The sequence below is a fragment of the Amycolatopsis sp. NPDC051371 genome, assembly GCF_040682155.1.
Lineage (GTDB): Bacteria > Actinomycetota > Actinomycetes > Mycobacteriales > Pseudonocardiaceae > Amycolatopsis.
This window is the reverse complement of the sequence record NZ_JBFBAG010000086.1, coordinates 1-16,121: the sequence shown is the minus strand read 5'-3', so window position 1 is coordinate 16,121 and position 16,121 is coordinate 1. Positions and strand designations below refer to the sequence as shown.

At 72.7% G+C, this 16,121-nt stretch carries 8 protein-coding genes; 3 read left to right on the top strand and 5 right to left on the bottom strand.

Annotated elements, in window-relative coordinates; translation table 11 throughout:
- Nucleotides 1-117: 117 nt before the first annotated feature.
- Together AB0M59_RS52045 and AB0M59_RS52040 are read right to left on the bottom strand one after the other, a co-directional pair.
- Nucleotides 118-387, bottom strand: a complete 270-nt coding sequence (locus tag AB0M59_RS52045) for a hypothetical protein (RefSeq protein ID WP_364631406.1) — start codon at nt 385-387, stop codon at nt 118-120.
- A 113-nt stretch (nt 388-500) separates the two neighbouring features.
- A complete protein-coding gene (locus tag AB0M59_RS52040; RefSeq protein WP_364631404.1) occupies nt 501-1,268 on the bottom strand; it encodes an alpha/beta fold hydrolase in 768 nt (255 codons plus the stop codon).
- A gap of 163 nt (nt 1,269-1,431) precedes the next feature.
- On the opposite strand from AB0M59_RS52040, the gene AB0M59_RS52035 reads away from it, so the two are divergent.
- Nucleotides 1,432-4,017 (top strand): LuxR C-terminal-related transcriptional regulator, encoded by a 2,586-nt coding sequence (locus AB0M59_RS52035; protein WP_364631401.1) that lies wholly within the window; start codon nt 1,432-1,434, stop codon nt 4,015-4,017.
- The gene (locus AB0M59_RS52030) at nt 4,014-4,172 is read left to right on the top strand and encodes a hypothetical protein (RefSeq protein ID WP_364631398.1); all 159 of its coding nucleotides are present in this window, start codon (nt 4,014-4,016) and stop codon (nt 4,170-4,172) included. Before AB0M59_RS52035 ends, AB0M59_RS52030 begins: the two co-directional genes overlap by 4 nt.
- Nucleotides 4,173-4,231: 59 nt before the next feature.
- On the opposite strand, the gene AB0M59_RS52025 is transcribed toward AB0M59_RS52030, so the two are convergent.
- From AB0M59_RS52025 to AB0M59_RS52015, 3 genes are all read right to left on the bottom strand, one after another.
- On the bottom strand, nt 4,232-5,194 hold the full coding sequence (locus tag AB0M59_RS52025; protein WP_364631396.1) for an NAD-dependent epimerase/dehydratase family protein: 963 nt from the start codon (nt 5,192-5,194) through the stop codon (nt 4,232-4,234).
- Nucleotides 5,195-5,269: 75 nt separating this feature from the next.
- The gene (locus AB0M59_RS52020; protein WP_364631393.1) at nt 5,270-6,562 is read right to left on the bottom strand and encodes a nucleotide sugar dehydrogenase; all 1,293 of its coding nucleotides are present in this window, start codon (nt 6,560-6,562) and stop codon (nt 5,270-5,272) included.
- A 33-nt stretch (nt 6,563-6,595) separates the two neighbouring features.
- Complete coding sequence (locus AB0M59_RS52015) at nt 6,596-7,279, bottom strand: PIG-L family deacetylase (RefSeq protein WP_364631390.1); 684 nt, start codon at nt 7,277-7,279, stop codon at nt 6,596-6,598.
- A gap of 287 nt (nt 7,280-7,566) precedes the next feature.
- Between AB0M59_RS52015 and AB0M59_RS52010 the strand changes: the two genes are divergently transcribed.
- Complete coding sequence (locus tag AB0M59_RS52010; protein ID WP_364631387.1) at nt 7,567-16,071, top strand: SDR family NAD(P)-dependent oxidoreductase; 8,505 nt, start codon at nt 7,567-7,569, stop codon at nt 16,069-16,071.
- Nucleotides 16,072-16,121: the final 50 nt, after the last annotated feature.

Below are 16,121 nucleotides of genomic sequence, written 5' to 3'. Positions count from 1 at the left end.
GTCCTGAATGACTCATTCAAGACCTTCGCCGGCCAGGCCCGCGGATCGCCACAAGGGCGCTCGACGCGAGCCGAGAACATTCTCGGACGAACGCCCCCAGGCGTCCGCCGCGGGGACTCACACCTCGGCCAGCAGACCCAGCGAGCACAGCGAGCCCGCCAGCAGGATCATGTCGTACCGGGTCTCCTCGACGTCGGTCTCCCACAGCGCCGCCAGCACCGCGCTGGCGCGGTCGACGTCGCCGTTGTGCTGCTTCAGCGCGATCCACATCGCCGCGGCCACCGGCTCGCACTCGACCTGGCGGCTCGTGTTGCGGCAGCTCAGCTGAAGGTGGCCGTTGGGGAGCATCCGCTGAGTGACACCGGGAACGGTCTGGATGGCCATCATGACTACCTCCGAGGGCGGGTCGTTTTCTTCGATGTACCCAGTTTCGCGGACCGGGGCCTCCCGGACCATGGGGTCCGCACCTGAACTCCGCCTGGGGTTTCCCCACCCCACCCCTAGGGGTTCCAGTCACCCAGCCGGGCCTTGACGCTGGCCAGCACACCCTCCAGCTGGGTGTTCAGGTAGAAGTGCCCCCCGGGGAACACCTCCACGACGCACTCGCCGGTCGTGTGGGCGCGCCAGGCGTCCGCTTCGGCGATCTCCGTCACCGGGTCGTCGTCGCCCACCAGCACGTGGATCGGGCAAGCCAGCTCGCGTCCCGCGCGGTGGCGGTACGTCTCCACCGCCGTGTAGTCGCCGCGGATCGCCGGCAGCACCATGCGCAGCAGCTCGTCGTCGCCCAGGACCGCGCTGTCGGTGCCGCTGAGCTCCTTGATGGCCGCGATCAGGCCGTCGTCGTCGCGCTGGTGGACGTATTCGATCCGCTGGGCGGACGGCGCCCGGCAAGCGGACGCGAACAGGCCCAGGGGCCGCGCGCCCCGCGCTTCGAGCCGGCGGGCGACCTCGTAGCCGAGCGTCGCGCCCATGCTGTGGCCGAAGAGCGCCACCGGCCGGTCGAACCACGGGCCGAGGTCGTCGGCGATCGCGTCGGCCATGGCGTCGACGTCGTCGTAACAGGCTTCGCCGAGCCGGTCCTGGCGGCCGGGGTACTGGACGGCGACGACGTCGGCGTCCAGTCCGGCGCCGGCGGCCGCGCGCGAGAACGGGAAGTACGCCGTCGCCGACCCACCCGCGTGCGGCAGGCAGACCAGCCGCACGGCGGCGTCGTCGGCCACGTGGAAGCGCCGGATCCACCGGCTCGTTCTTTCGTTCAGGGCAGTCACAGTTTCCGAAGTGTTCGGGGCTTTCCCCGCTCTGACAACCCCTACCGGAACTGTGTGCGATTCACTCCGTTGGGTGACTTTAGGTTGCGGTTGGCCCTGCTTAGGTGCCTGCTGCGAACGTCGTAGGGGCAGGAAGACAACCGCCTGCTTCGAGGAGCTTGCGATGGGCGCGATCTGGGGGCAGAACCGCCGCGAAAATCCGCAGAGGGCCTTGGCTTTTCTCGAGGACCTGCTGATCGAATGCGACGCCGGCACAGGAGACACGGTGCTGGTCGGTGGGGGACCGGCCAGCGGGAAGACACACTTGCAGCACCAGGTGGTGGTGCGGGCGAAGGAACTGGGCATCGTCACGCTCACCGCGGCCGGCGCGGCCGACGAACGGGACGTGGACGGCGGCGTGCTCGACCAGCTGCTGGCGAGCCCGCTGCTGCCGCCGTCGCTGACCGGGCACCCGGCCGGCGGGGACGGCGGGGACACCGACGACCGGATCGCCGCGCTGTGCAACGCGATCCACCGGCTGGCCCGCGAACGCGCGGTCCTGGTGGCCGTCGACGACCTCCACCACGTGGACGAGACCTCGGCGCGGCTCTTGCTGCGCCTGCAGCGCCGGGCACCGTCCGCCGCGCTGCTGCTGGTCCTGAACCACGCCGACGGGTCGTACGCGGATTCGCCGTTCACCTCGCTGCCGCACCGGCACGTCGAGCTGACGCCGCTGTCGGTCCAGGCCATCGCCGAGCTGGTGCAAGGCGACGGGCTGCCCGAGCGGATCCACGAGCTGAGCGCCGGGAACCCGCTGCTGGTCCGGGCTCTGGTCGACGCCCACCGCGGCAGCGCGGACACCGGCTCGGCGTACTCCGAAGCCGTGCAGCGGCTGCTGCACCGCTACGGCTCGCCGCTGCGCGAGGTGGCGACCGCGATCGCGGTGCTGGACAGCGACGTCACCACCGAGGCCGTGGCCATCGTCGCCGGGGTCGACCCCCTGGAGGCCGAGGCGTCCACCGGGCGGCTCGCCGACGCAGGCCTGGTCGCGGGCGTCCGGTTCCGGCCGTCGGCCGTCGCCGCGGTGGTGGGCGGGCTGCGCGGACCCGAGAAGGTCCGGCTGCACGCCCGGGCGGCCGAGGTGAAGCACGCCCGCGGGCTGAGCCCCGCCGAAGTCGCGCGGCACCTGGTCGCGGCGGGCGAGGCGGAGGCCGACTGGGCGCTGCCGGTGCTGGTCGCGGCGGCGGAGCAGGTCATGCTCGGCGACGACATCGACTTCGCCACCCGCTGCCTGAAGCTCGCCGCGTGTGTCTCGACGGCGCGGTGGGAACAGCAGACCATTTCCCAGCTGCTCGCCAAGATCACGTGGCGCGTCAACCCGGCCGCCGCCGCGCCGCACCTGAGATCGCTGCGCGAGGCGGGTTCGCTGGACTCGTCCGACCGGATCGGGCTCGCGCGGCAGTCGCTGTGGCTGGGCGACCGGGACACCTTCGAGCGTTCGTTCGCCGCGCTCGAGCACGACGTCGAACCGCTCGACCCGCGCACCTCGGCGGAGCTCATCCTCGCCGGCTACTGGCACTACGGCGTCTCGACGACGACGGCCGACCCGGGCGATCCCTGGCTGCACACGGCGAACTCGCTGGCCTCGGTGTGGCGCACCGGGGGCACCGACGTGACTTCGGCGTGCGCGGAACGGATCCTGCAGAACTGCCGGCTTTCGGACACTTCGCTGGAAGCGCTGGCCACGGCGATCTTGGCGCTGGCCCACGACGACAAGGCCGACCGCGCCGAAGGCTGGTGCACGTCGCTCGGCGAGGAAGCCGAATACCGCGGCGCGATCACGTGGAAGGCGATGCTCGACGCGATCGGCGCGAGCCTGCGGCTGCGCCGGGGCGACGTCCCCGGTGCCGTGGAGCTCGGGACCCGGGCACTGGGCACGCTGGACGCGCCGAACTGGGGCGTCGCGATCAGCTACCCGCTGGCCACGCTGCTGATCGCGCACACCGCGGCCGGGGCGTTCAAGGACGCGGCGGCGGTGCTGCGGCACCCGCTGCCGGACGCGGCGTGGGGGACCCTGGGCGGCGTCCGGTACCTGCGGGCCCGCGGGCACTTCCACCTGGCGACCAACCGCGGCCTCGCGGCCGTGAGCGACCTGCAGCAGTGCCGGCGGATCCTGCACGAGCAGGACCTGGAGCTCGCGGCGGTCCTGCCGTGGCAGGCCGACCTCGCGGAGGCGAACCTCGGCCTGGGCAACACGGCCATCGCGGTCGAGCTGGCCAAGCAGTCGCTGGCCGGCCCGGCCGACGCGTACTCGCGCGGGTCCGCCCTGCGGGTGCTGGCCCTGGCCGGCGACGCGGCGGCGCGCCCGGGGCTGCTGAACCGGGCGGCGGAGGCGTTCAAGGCGTCCGGCGACCGGCTGGAGCTGGCGAAGACGATGCGCACGATCAACCACCTGAGCCAGCGCGCGGAACGCGCCGGCAGCCTGGTGAAGACGGTGCACGTGCCGCGCCAGGGCCGGTCCCGCCCGGCGATCCCCCGCCCGGTGGCGCGCCCGGAGCCGGCGTCGCCGTCGGCGTCCGTGCTGAGCGAGGCGGAGCTCCGGGTGGCCGAGCTGGCGGTGGAGGGCCGGACGAACCGGCAGATCGCGGAGACGCTGTACATCACGGTGAGCACGGTGGAGCAGCACCTGACCCGCGTGTACCGCAAGCTGGGCGTCGCCGGCCGGGCGGCGTTGGCCGGCGAGTTCGCCGAGGCCGAGGGCGGGCAGTGAACGTGCTGTTCACCGCGGCCGAGCTGCGGGTCGCCGAGCTGGCCGCCGACGCGACGGAGATCGAGGCCATCGCGGAGGCACTGGGGGTGCGGCCGGAGGAAGCAGCCGGGCTCCTGGAGACGGTGTACCGCAAGCTCGGCCCGGCAAAGCGGTAAAGCCGTGAAGGCCACCATGGGATCCATGGTGGCCTTCACGGCTTTTGCGGAGACGCGGCTCAGGAACCGCGCTGGTCCGCCACGACCGCCGCGATGATGTCGTCCAGCGTGCGGGTCGGCGCGAAACCGATCTGCCCCAACGCCTTCGTGCAGTCCGGGATCCGGCGCTGCATGTCTTCGTACCCGTCGCCGTACGCCTCCTCGTACGGCACCTTCGCGATCGTGCTGGCCGACCCCGTCGCCGAGATCACGCGCTCGGCGAGCTGGGCGATGGTCGTCTGCTCGGTGCTGCCGAGGTTGAACACCTTGCTGTACGCGGTTTCGTCGGCCAGCAACGCCACCAGCGCCGGCACGACGTCGTGGACGTGGCAGAAACAGCGCGTCTGCTGGCCGTCGCCGAAGACCGTGATCGGTTCGCCCGCCAGCGCCTGCTTCACGAAGCGCGGGATGACCATGCCGTAGCGGCCCGTCTGGCGGGGGCCGACCGTGTTGAACGGCCGGACGATCACCGTGCGCAGGCCGTGCTCGACCGCGTACAGGTACGCGAACGTCTCGTCCAGCGCTTTGGCCTCCGCGTACGACCAGCGGTTCTTCAGCGGCGAGCCGATGATCCGGTCGGCGTCCTCGGTGAGGCCGTCGGCGGTGTTCTTGCCGTAGATCTCGCTCGTGGACGCCACCAGGATCGGCACGTCGTGCTGCAGCGCCGCGTCCAGCATGGTCTCGGTGCCGTGGAGGTTGGTGCGCAGGCTCTCCATCGTCTTGTCGAGGATGGTGAAGACGCCGACCGCGGCCGCGAGGTGGAAGATCGCGTCGATGCCGGCCATGCACGCCTCGACCGCCGAGGGATCGGTGACTGAGCCGCGCACGAAGCGGAAGCCCGGCTTGTCCCGGACCCCGGCGAGGTTGTCGAGCGTGCCGGTGCTGAGGTTGTCGAGCGCGACGACCTCGTGGCCGCGCTCCAGGAGGTGCTCGGTCAGGTGGGAGCCGATGAAGCCGGCGCCGCCGGTGATGAGGTAACGCACGTCGGGTGTCCTCTCAGTGTCGTCTGGGGCTCCGCCCCAGGCCGAGGGCTCCGCCACCCGGAGCCCCCGAAAGAATTAGTTCGCGAACAGCGAAGGGTCGAAGCGATAGGTGGCGTCGATGACGACCGGGCACTCGCCGAGCCAGTCGTAGCCGTGTCCGGGCTGGACGGTGTGGATCAGCGCGACGTCCCAGTCGTCGGCGTCCGGCGCGACGACGTTGTCCAGCTGGCCGCCCGTGACGCGGATGGTCGGCACCAGCGGGTCGTGGTAGCCGACCTTCGCGCCCTTGGCCGCCAGCAGGTCGATGATGTCCAACGCGGACGACGACCGGACGTCCTGGACGCCGGGCTTGTACGTCACGCCGACCACCAGCACGCGAGCGCCCGCGAGACCCTTCCCGTTGCGGGACAGGGTGGTGACGACGCGGTCGACGATCTGCTTGGGGCGTTCGGCGATGGCGTGCATGGCCTGCGTGACGAGCGGCGCGTTGTGCTGCGTCGCGCGCAGCTGCCAGAGCAGGTAGTGCGGGTCGCACGGGATGCAGTGGCCGCCGACACCGGGGCCGGGGTGGAAGGCCATGAAGCCGTAAGGCTTGCTCGCGGCGGCGTCGATGACCTCGATCGGGTCGATCGAGAAGCCGTCGCTGATCTCCGCGAACTCGTTGGCCAGCGCGATGTTCACCGCGCGGAACGTGTTCTCGTACAGCTTCGTCAGTTCGGCGACCTCCGCCGAGCTGACGCAGTGCACCGCCGGGGTCAGCAGGTTGATGACGCGTTGCGCCATCGCGGTGCACATCGGCGTCACGCCGCCCAGGACACGCGGGGTCTCCTGCTGCGTGTGCGTGACGTTGCCGGGGTCGATGCGCTCGGGGCTGGACGCGACGAAGATGTCGCGGCCGATCTTGAAGCCCTTGGCGACCAGCGGCTTGACCAGCAGCCGCCCGGCGGTGCCGACGTAGCTGGTGGAGGTGAGGATCAGCGTCTGGCCGGCCCGGGCGTGCGCGATCAGCGCCGTGCAGGCGCTCTCCAGCGGGCGGAGGTCGGGCATCAGGTACTCGTCCAGCCCGGTCGGCACGCACACCAGCACCGCGTCGGCCTCCGCCATCCGCGCGAGGTCGGCGGTGAGCTGGAAGTCCTCTTGGTGTACGGCTTTTTCCAGCCGGCGGTGGTCGGCCTCGATCAAGTCGACCTCGCCGGTGCGGATCGCGTCGAGGCGGTTCTGCGAGAGGTCGATGCCGATGATGCCGACACCGCTCTCGTGCAGGCCGAGCGCGGTCGGCAGGCCGACGTAGCCCATCCCGATCACCGCGACGGAGGTCAGTTCGTTCAGTTCGGCCAGGATTTCGTGTTCAGCGACAGTACTCGTCATTGCGGTTCACCCGTTTCTTGCACGGTGGGAGGGTCAGTGCACGACCCGGACGATTTCGAAAGCTTCGGCGAATTCGGTGGAGATCTGCGAGCCGCGGTACTCGGCGAGGGCGCGGACGCCCCGCTCGCTGCGCGGGTGGGGCCAGGGCTCGAGTTCCTTGCCGTACGCGCGCAGCGCTTCGATCTTGCGGTCGACGTGCGTCTCCTCGAGGCGCTGCCAGCAGTTGGGGCGGAAGGTGACCGGCAGCCCGGACGCCTCGCCGACGTCGGTGGCGGAGCGGATCTCGAAGGTCCGCACCTCCTGCACGCTGCCCTTGCCGGGCCGGCCCGCGACCCGGGCGGCGCGGCTGACCAGCGCGTGGTCGGTGCTCAGGTCGCACATGCTCGTGGTGAGGATCGTGTCGGGCTCGAAGTCCCGGACCTCCTGCTCCACCACGCGGTTGAGTTCGAGGTGGCTGACGGTGTCGAGGCGGTTGTCGCCGAACTCGTGGATGCGCACGCGTTCGATGCCCAGCGTCTTCGCGGCCAGCTCGATCGCGGCGGTGCGGTTGACGACCCCGGCGCCGTTGGCCGACCGCGAGCCGTCGTCGTTGGTGAGGATGCAGAGCGAGATCGTCACGCCCTCGTCGGCGAGGCGGGCGATGGTGCCGCCCGCGCCGAGTGTTTCGTCGTCGCCGTGCGCTCCCACGACCAGCAGCTTGCCAATTTTCCTGTGCATACCGGATCCCCAGTCTTCGTGCTGATGGAAGTGCCGTCGCACGGCATCACGAGCAGAATGTCTCCGGGAAATCTGACATCCGCCGACCTGGACCGACAACCCCTAAAGACCGTCTAAAGCGGACCTTGGCGGGGGAGCGGACCGGCGGCCTAGGGGCGCGATTCCCGCGTTGTCCGGGGCCATTAGGGGTGGGTGCGCCCGCGGCGCGCTCGTATCGTCAGTCGCATTGCTGTGGGGGCGCGCGATTCCCCGTTCCAGCGCAGGCGACGTGGAAGGAAAGAGGACTCGTGGGCAACTCCGAAGACAAGCTGGTCGGTGCGCTCCGTGCCTCCCTCAAGGAGAGCGAACGGCTGCGCGACAAGAACCGGCGGCTGACCGAAGCCGCGCGGGAACCGATCGCGATCATCGGCATGGCCTGCCGGTTCCCGGGCGGCGCCACGACCCCGGAAGAGCTCTGGCGGATCCTCGACGGCGGCGTCGACGCGATCGGCGAGTTCCCCGCGAACCGCGGCTGGGACCTGGACCGGCTCTACGACCCGTCCGGCGAGCGCGAGGGCTCGAGCTACGTGCGTGAGGGTGGTTTCCTCCACGACGCCCTGGACTTCGACGCGGACCTCTTCGGCATCAGCCCGCGCGAGGCCTTGCTCATGGACCCGCAGCAGCGGCTCCTGCTCGAAACCTCCTGGGAGGCCTTCGAACGCGCGGGCATCGCGCCGCATTCGGTGAAGGGCAGCCCCACCGGCGTCTTCGCCGGCACGATGTACCACAACTACCAGGGCAGCTACGGGTCCTCCGGCGTCATCTCCGGCCGGCTCGCCTACACCTTCGGCTTGGAAGGGCCCGCGGTCACCATCGACACGGCGTGCTCGTCGTCGCTCGTCGCGCTGCACATGGCCGTTCAGGCGCTGCGCTCCGGTGAATGCTCGCTCGCGCTCGCGGGCGGCGTCTCGGTGATGTCGACGCCGCGCACCTTCGTCGAGTTCAGCCTCGACGGCACGCTCGCCCGCAGTGCCCGCTGCCGCGCCTTCGCCGACTCCGCCGACGGCACCGGCTGGTCCGAGGGCTGCGGGATGCTCTTGGTGGAAAAGCTTTCCGACGCCCGTCGCAACGGTCACCCGGTGCTCGCGATCGTGCGCGGCACCGCCATCAACCAGGACGGCGCGTCCAACGGCATGACCGCGCCCAACGGTCCCGCGCAGCAGCGCGTGATCCGCCAGGCGCTCGCCAACGCCCGCGTCAGCCCCGACGAGGTCGACGTCGTCGAGGCGCACGGCACCGCGACCAAGCTCGGCGACCCGATCGAGGCGGGCGCGCTGCTCGCCACCTACGGCCAAGGGCGTCCCGAGAACTCGCCGCTGTGGCTGGGTTCGGTGAAGTCCAACGTCGGCCACACGCAGGCCGCGTCCGGTGTCGCCGGCGTGCTGAAGATCGTGCTGGCGCTCAACAACGGCGTGCTGCCGCAGACGTTGCACGTCGACCAGCCGACCCGGCAGGTCGACTGGAGCGCCGGGCAGGTCGAGCTGCTCACCGAACGTCGCCCCTGGGAGCGCAACGGCCACCCGCGCCGCGGCGCCGTCTCGTGCTTCGGCCTGAGCGGCACCAACGCCCACGTCGTCCTCGAGGAAGCCCCTGACCCGGAGGAAGCCGAGGAGACACCGCGCGACGACGCCGCGATCCCGTTCGTGCTCTCCGGCCGGACGCCGCAGGCATTGCGGGCGCAGGCCGAGCGGCTGCTCACGGCCCTCGACGGCAACCCCGCCGCACTGCTCGACGTCGCCCGCACGCTGGCCGCGGGGCGCACGCACCTCGACCACCGCGCCGCCGTCGTGGCGAGCGATCGGGACGAACTGCTCGCCGCGCTGCGCGGATTCGCCGACGGCGAGCCCGGCGCGCTGACCGGCGTCGCCCGCGGCGAGACGAACACCGCGTTCCTGTTCTCCGGACAGGGTTCCCAGCGTCCCGGCATGGGCCGCGAGCTGGCGGAGTTCCCGGCGTTCGCCCAGGCGTACGCCGAGACCTGCGCCGAGCTGGACAAGCACCTCGGCCGCCCGATCCGCGAAGTGATCGACACCGACGCGGAAGCCCTGTCCCAGACCGGGAACACCCAAGCCGCCCTGTTCGCCTTCGAGGTCGCGCTGTTCCGGCTCGTCGAGTCGTGGGGCCTGGTCCCGGACGCCGTCTGCGGCCACTCCATCGGCGAACTCGCCGCGGCGCACTGCGCCGGCGTGCTGTCCCTCGCCGACGCCGCGAAGCTGGTCGCCGCCCGCGGACGGCTCATGCAGGCGCTGCCCGCCGGTGGTGCGATGGTCGCCGTCGAAGGAACTCCTGACGAGGTGGCCACCTACGATCCACAAGGGACGGTCGACGTCGCCGCCGTCAACGGCCCGCGCTCGGTGGTCATCTCCGGCGCCGAAGACGCGGTCATCGCGGTCGGTGACAAGTTCGTCGACGCGGGCCGCCGGACCACCCGGCTGAAAGTCTCGCACGCGTTCCACTCGCGGCTCATGGAGCCGATGCTCGTCGAGTTCCGCGCCGTGGCGAAGAGCCTGACCTACGCGCAGCCCGAGCTGACCGTCGTCTCGAGCGTCACCGGCGGCGAGGTCTCCGCCGAGCTGACCGACCCCGAGTACTGGGTGCGCAACGTCCGGCAGCCGGTCCGGTTCGCCGACGCCGTGCGCGCGCTGGCGGCCGAAGGCGTCAACCGGTTCCTGGAGCTGGGCCCGGACGCGCCGCTGACCGCGGCCGTCCCGCAGTCCGCCGACACCGCGGTCGCCGTCGCGAGCCAACGCCGGGACGTCCCCGAGGACGTCGCGCTCGCCACCGCGCTCGCGACCCTGCACGTCCGTGGTGTCGTTTGCGACTGGGCCGCGCACTTCGCCTCCCGCGGCGCGGGCCGCGCGGACCTGCCGACCTACGCCTTCCAGAACCAGCGGTACTGGCTGGAGGTGTCGTCCGAGTCCGGTGACGTCTCCTCGATCGGGCTCGACCCGGTCGACCACCCCCTGCTCGGCGCGGCCACCCTGCTGGCCGACGCCGACGGAGTGGTGCTGTCCGGCCGGATCTCCGCCGCCACCCACCCGTGGCTCGACGACCACGTCGTCGGCGGCGCGATCCTGTTGCCCGGCACGGCTTTCGTCGAGCTGGCCGTCCGCGCCGGCGACGAGGTCGGCTGCGGCCGCGTCCGCGACCTGACGCTGCACGCCCCGCTGGTGCTGCCCGCGAAGGGCGCCGCGCGGATCCAGGTGCGGATCGGCAAGCCCGCCGCCGACGGGTCCCGCCCGATCAGCGTCCACTCGCGACCGGACGACCTGGCCGCGTCCGCCGGCTGGATCCGGCACGCCGACGGCACCCTCGCGCCCGCCACGGCCGGCACCACGTTCGACCTCAGCGCGTGGCCGCCCGCCGGCGCCGAAGTCGTCGACCTCGACGGCATGTACGACCTGCTGGCCGAAGGCGGCATGGCCTACGGCCCGGTCTTCCAGGGCCTGCGCGCGGCCTGGCGCTCCGGCGACGACATCTTCGCCGAAGTCGCCCTGCCCGAGCAGGAGCGCCTCGGCGCCGAAGCGTTCGGCCTGCACCCCGCGGTCTTCGACGCCTCACTGCACGCCGTCGGCCTGAGCGGCGCCGCGGGCGAGGGCACCACGCTGCCGTACTCGTGGTCCGACGTCGAGCTGCTGGCCGCGGGCGCGGCCGCGCTGCGGGTGCACGTCCGCCCGACCGGCGAGCAGACGGTCGAGCTGCGCCTGGCCGACTCGGCCGGGACGCCGGTCGCCCGCGTCGGGCAGCTGCGGCTGCGCCGGATCAGCGAGGAACAGCTCGCCGCGGCCCGCGCGAAACCCGGCGGCAGCGACTCCCTCTACCGCGTCGACTGGGTCCCCACGACCCTGCCGGAGGTCTCCGAAGCACCGGACTTCACGGTGTACGAGGTCAAGCCGGGCACGACGGTGGCCGCGGTGAAGAAGGCCATCCACAGTGCACTGTCCACGGTTCAGGAAGCCGACGGCCGCCTGCTCGTGGTGACCCACGGCGACCTGGCCGGCGCCGCCGTCGCCGGGCTCGTCCGCTCGGCCCAGGTCGAGAACCCGGGCCGGATCGTGCTCGTCGAAGGGGCCGCGACGCCGGAGCAGCTCGCCGCGATCGCCGTCGCCGACGAGACGACCGTGCGCGTCACGGACACCGAAGCCGCGGTCCCGCGCCTGGCCCGCGCCACCCCCGAGGCCGGGGAGACACCGGACTGGGGGACCGTGCTCATCACCGGGGGTACCGGCGCGCTGGGCAAGCTCGTCGCGAAGCACCTCGCGCGGCAGCACGGCGTCAAGAACCTCGTGCTGGTGAGCCGCCGGGGACCGGAGGCCGCCGGCGCGCCGGAACTCGTGGCCGAGCTGGCCGAGCTGGGTGCCGAGGCGACCGTCGTGGCCGCCGACCTCGCGAACCGCGCGAAGGTCCGGGCCCTGCTGAAGAGGTACCCGGTGAACTCGGTCGTGCACGCGGCCGGTGTGCTCGACGACGGCGTCCTCGCTTCCATGACGCCCGAGCGCATCGACGGCGTCTTCGACCCGAAGGCCCTCGCCGCCTGGCACCTGCACGAGCTGGCCGGCGACCTCACGGCGTTCGTCACGTTCTCCTCGGCCGCCGGTGTGCTGGGCGCGCCGGGCCAGGCCAACTACGCCGCCGCCAACGCCTTCCTCGACGCGCTCAGCGCGGTGCGCCGCGCCGAGGGCAAGCCGGCGCACTCGCTGGCGTGGGGTATGTGGGAGTCGTCGGCCGGCATGGCCGGCGAAACGAACGGCAAGCGCGGCCTCGGCGCCTTCGGCGTCGACGAAGGCCTGGCACTGTTCGACGCCGCGGTCGGCGCGGCGGGCGACCTGTACGTCCCGATCAAGCTCGACCTGCCCGCCCTGCGCGACGCGGGCGGCGGGATTCCCGACCTGCTGCGCGGCCTGGTCCCGGCGTCCCGGCGGACGGTGTCCGACCGCGAGGCCGGCGCGGATTCGTTGCTGGGCAAGCTGATCCGGCTGCCCTCGGAGAAGCGCCTCGGCCACCTGCTCGACCTGGTGGTGCGGCACGCGGCCGCGGTGCTCGGCCACGGCTCGGCCGACCTGGTCGACGCCGACCGCGCGTTCAAGGACCTCGGGTTCGACTCGCTGACCGCGGTCGAGCTGCGCAACGCGCTCAACGAGGCCACCGGCCTGACCCTGACCGCGACGCTCGTCTTCGACCACCCGACCGCCGGCGACCTCGCGGCACACCTGCACGAGTCGCTGCTGGGCGAGCTCGGTGACGCGGGAGAACCCGAGGAAATCACCGCGGCCGCGGGCACCGACGAGCCGATCGCGATCGTCGGCATGGCCTGCCGGTTCCCCGGCGGTGCCGACAGCCCGGAGGCGCTGTGGCGGCTGGTCGCCGCGGGCGGCGACGGCATCACCGACTTCCCCGAAGACCGCGCCTGGGACATGGACCACTGGCTGCCCCAGGTCGCGCCGGACGGCGGCACCCCGCGGGGCGGGTTCGTCCACGACGCCACCGACTTCGACGCCGCGTTCTTCGGCATCAGCCCCAACGAGGCCGTGATGATGGACCCGCAGCAGCGGCTGCTGCTCGAATCCTCCTGGGTCGCGCTCGAGAACGCCGGCGTGGATCCGCTGTCGCTGAAGGGCAGCGTCACCGGCGTGTTCGCCGGCGTGATGCAGTCCGACTACGACCCGGGTGACGCGCTGGCCCACGGCGGCGGGCTCTACCGCGGGTCGGGTGCGCTGAGCAGCGTGGTCTCCGGCCGCGTCGCCTACGCGTTCGGCTTCGAGGGACCGGCCGTCTCGGTGGACACCGCGTGCTCGTCGTCGCTGGTCGCCTTGCACCAGGCCGCGCAGGCGCTGCGCGGCGGGGACTGCTCGCTGGCCTTGGTCGCCGGCGTGTCCGCGCTCGTCTCGCCCGCGCCGTTCGCGCAGTTCGTGGACGGTGCGGTGGCCCGCGACGGCCGCTGCAAGCCGTACTCCGCCGCGGCCGACGGCTTCGGCTGGGGCGAAGGCGTCGGCGTCCTGGTGGTGGAGCGGCTGTCCGACGCGCGCCGCAACGGTCACGAGGTGCTCGCGGTCGTCCGGTCCAGCGCGGTCAACGCCGACGGCGCGTCCAACGGCCTCACCGCGCCGAGCGGGGCGGCCCAGGAACGGCTGATCCGCCGCGCGCTGGCGACCGCCGGGCTCGAACCGTCCGACGTCGACGCCGTCGAGGGCCACGGCGCCAGCACCCCGCTGGGCGACCGGATCGAGACCGGCGCGCTGCTGGCCACCTACGGCAAGCAGCGGCCGGCCGGCCGCCCGCTGTGGCTCGGCTCGGTGAAGTCCAACATCGGCCACACCCAGGCCGCGGCCGGCGTCGCCGGCGTGATCAAGATGGTGCAGGCGATGCGCCACGGTCTGCTGCCCGCCACGCTGCACGCCACCGAGCCGACGGCCGAGGTCGACTGGTCGGCCGGGACCGTCCGGCTGCTCGACGAGGCGCAGCCGTGGCCCGAGGTCTCCCGCCCGCGCCGCGCGGCCGTGTCGGCCTTCGGCTACAGCGGCACCAACGCGCACGTGATCCTCGAGCAGGCTCCGGCCGTCGAGGTCGTCGCGAGCGAACCGGCCGAGGACGCCGGCGGCGTGCTGCCGCCCCTGGTCCTTTCGGCCCGGACCGCCGCGGCCCTGCCCGACCAGGCACGCGCGTTGCTCGCGCGGCTCGACTCCGGGGTGGACCTGCTGGACGTCGCCCACTCGCTGGCGAACCGCCGTCCGCTGTTCCCGCACCGCGCCGCGATCGTCGGCGCCGACCTCGCCGGGGTGCGCGCCGCTTTGTCCACATTGGACGTGGTGGGCCGGGCGCGGTCCGGTGGCACCACCGCTTTCCTGCTCCCCGGCGACGGTACGCAGCACGCCGGGATGGGCTCCGAGCTGTACGCGGCCTTTCCCGCGTTCGCTCGCGAATTCGACCGGGTGGCGGACGGGTTCGGCACCCACCTCGGCCGGTCGTTGCGCGAGGTGATGTTCGCCGACGCGGGCTCGGCGGCCGCCCAGCTGCTCGACCGCCCGGAGTTCGGCCAGGCCGCGGTGTTCACGCTCGGCGTCGCGCTGGCCCGGCTGTTCGAGGGGTGGGGCCAGCGGCCCGGCGTGCTGGCCGGCGAGTCCGTCGGCGAGATCGCCGCCGCGCACCTGGCCGGCGTGCTGTCACTGGCGGACGCCGTGAAGCTGGCCGCCCACCGTGGCCTGCTGCTGGCGGAGGGGCCTCTCGACGAGGACTCCTGCGAAGAGCTGGCGGAGATCGCGGGGGAGCTGACCTACGACGAACCCCGGGTTCCCTTCGCGTCCACCGGTGATTTCCGCGACCCGGGCCATTGGGCCGGCCGCGGCACGGTCCCGGCGATCGAGGCGGCGCGCACGCTGGACCTGGGCGCGATCCGGCCGCCGGCCGGCGACGTCGTGCCGGTGCGGCCCGACGTGCGCTCCGTGCTGCTGGCCGCCGGACGGCTGTTCGTGGACGGTGCCGGGCTCGACGTGACGCGCATGTTCGCCGGGCGCGCCGCGAAGGCCGTGCCGCTGCCCGGCTACGCCTTCCACCGCACGCGCTACTGGCCCGCCGTCGACATGGAGGCCCGTCACGCGATCGGGGACCACGAGCTGCCCGCGCCGCGACCCGAGACCGGCGGGAAGGCCGACGTCGAGCTGACCGAAGAGGGGCTGCGGCGATTCGTTCTCGCCGAGGCCGCCGGACTGCTCGGGTACGCCGGCGCGGACGCGATCGATCCGGACGCGCACTTCCTGGAGTTCGGCTTCGACTCGCTGACGGCGCTGAAGCTGCGGAACCGGATCACGGACGCGACCGGGGCGAGCCTGGGCGCTTCGGCGGTGTTCGACCTGGGGACCCCGGCCGCGCTGGCCGTGCACCTGCTGGACCTGCTGACCACCGCGGCTCCGGCGGCGACGGCCGGCGACCCGGTGAAGGCGCTGTTCCTCGAAGCGGTCCGCGGTGGCCAGGTGGAGAACGGCATCGCCCTGCTGGGTGCCGCGGCGAACCTGCGGCCCAAGTTCGGTGGTGTCGCCGACCTCGGGGCGGTGCCCCGGCCGTTGGACCTCGCCGACGGCCCGGACGGCCCGCGGCTGGTGGCCGTCCCGTCGCCCGCGGCATTGGGCGGGGAGTACCAGTACGCGAAGCTCGCGGCCCGTTTGCGGGGCAGGCGTGCGGTTTCCGCGCTGCCGACGCCGGGCTTCCGCACCGGCGACCCGGTGCCCGCCGACTTCGACGCGCTGCTGGAGGTACTCGAGGAGAGCGTCCGGCTCGGAGCGGGTGACGCACCGTTCGCGCTGCTCGGCTACTCGTCCGGCGGGGTGCTGGCCTACGCACTGGCGGCGCGGCTCGAGAAGTCCGGCCTGGCCCCGGCGGCCGTGGTCCTGCTCGACACCTACGAGATGGACGGTGGCGGCGACGCCACCGCGGGCACGGTGGCGGACATGGCCACGGGCATGCTCGAACGCGAGGAACAGTACGGCCCGTTCGAGCGGGACAAGCTGACGGCGATGGCGCACTACCTGGACCTGCTGGAGTCGGCGGTCCTGGGCGAGGTGACGGCCCCGACGGTCCTGGTGCGGCCCGAACACCGCTTCACGACCGGCGGTTCCCCGGCGTCCGGCGACGAGTGGCGATCGACCTGGCACCGCGCGGACACGGAGCTCACGGTGCCGGGCGACCACTTCAGCCTGGTCGACGCGGACGCCGAGACGACCGCGAAGGCCGTGGACACCTGGCTCGGCACGCTCTCCTGACCGCCACAGTCGTGAGTGAGAAACAGGGTTAGAACCCTGTTTCTCACTCA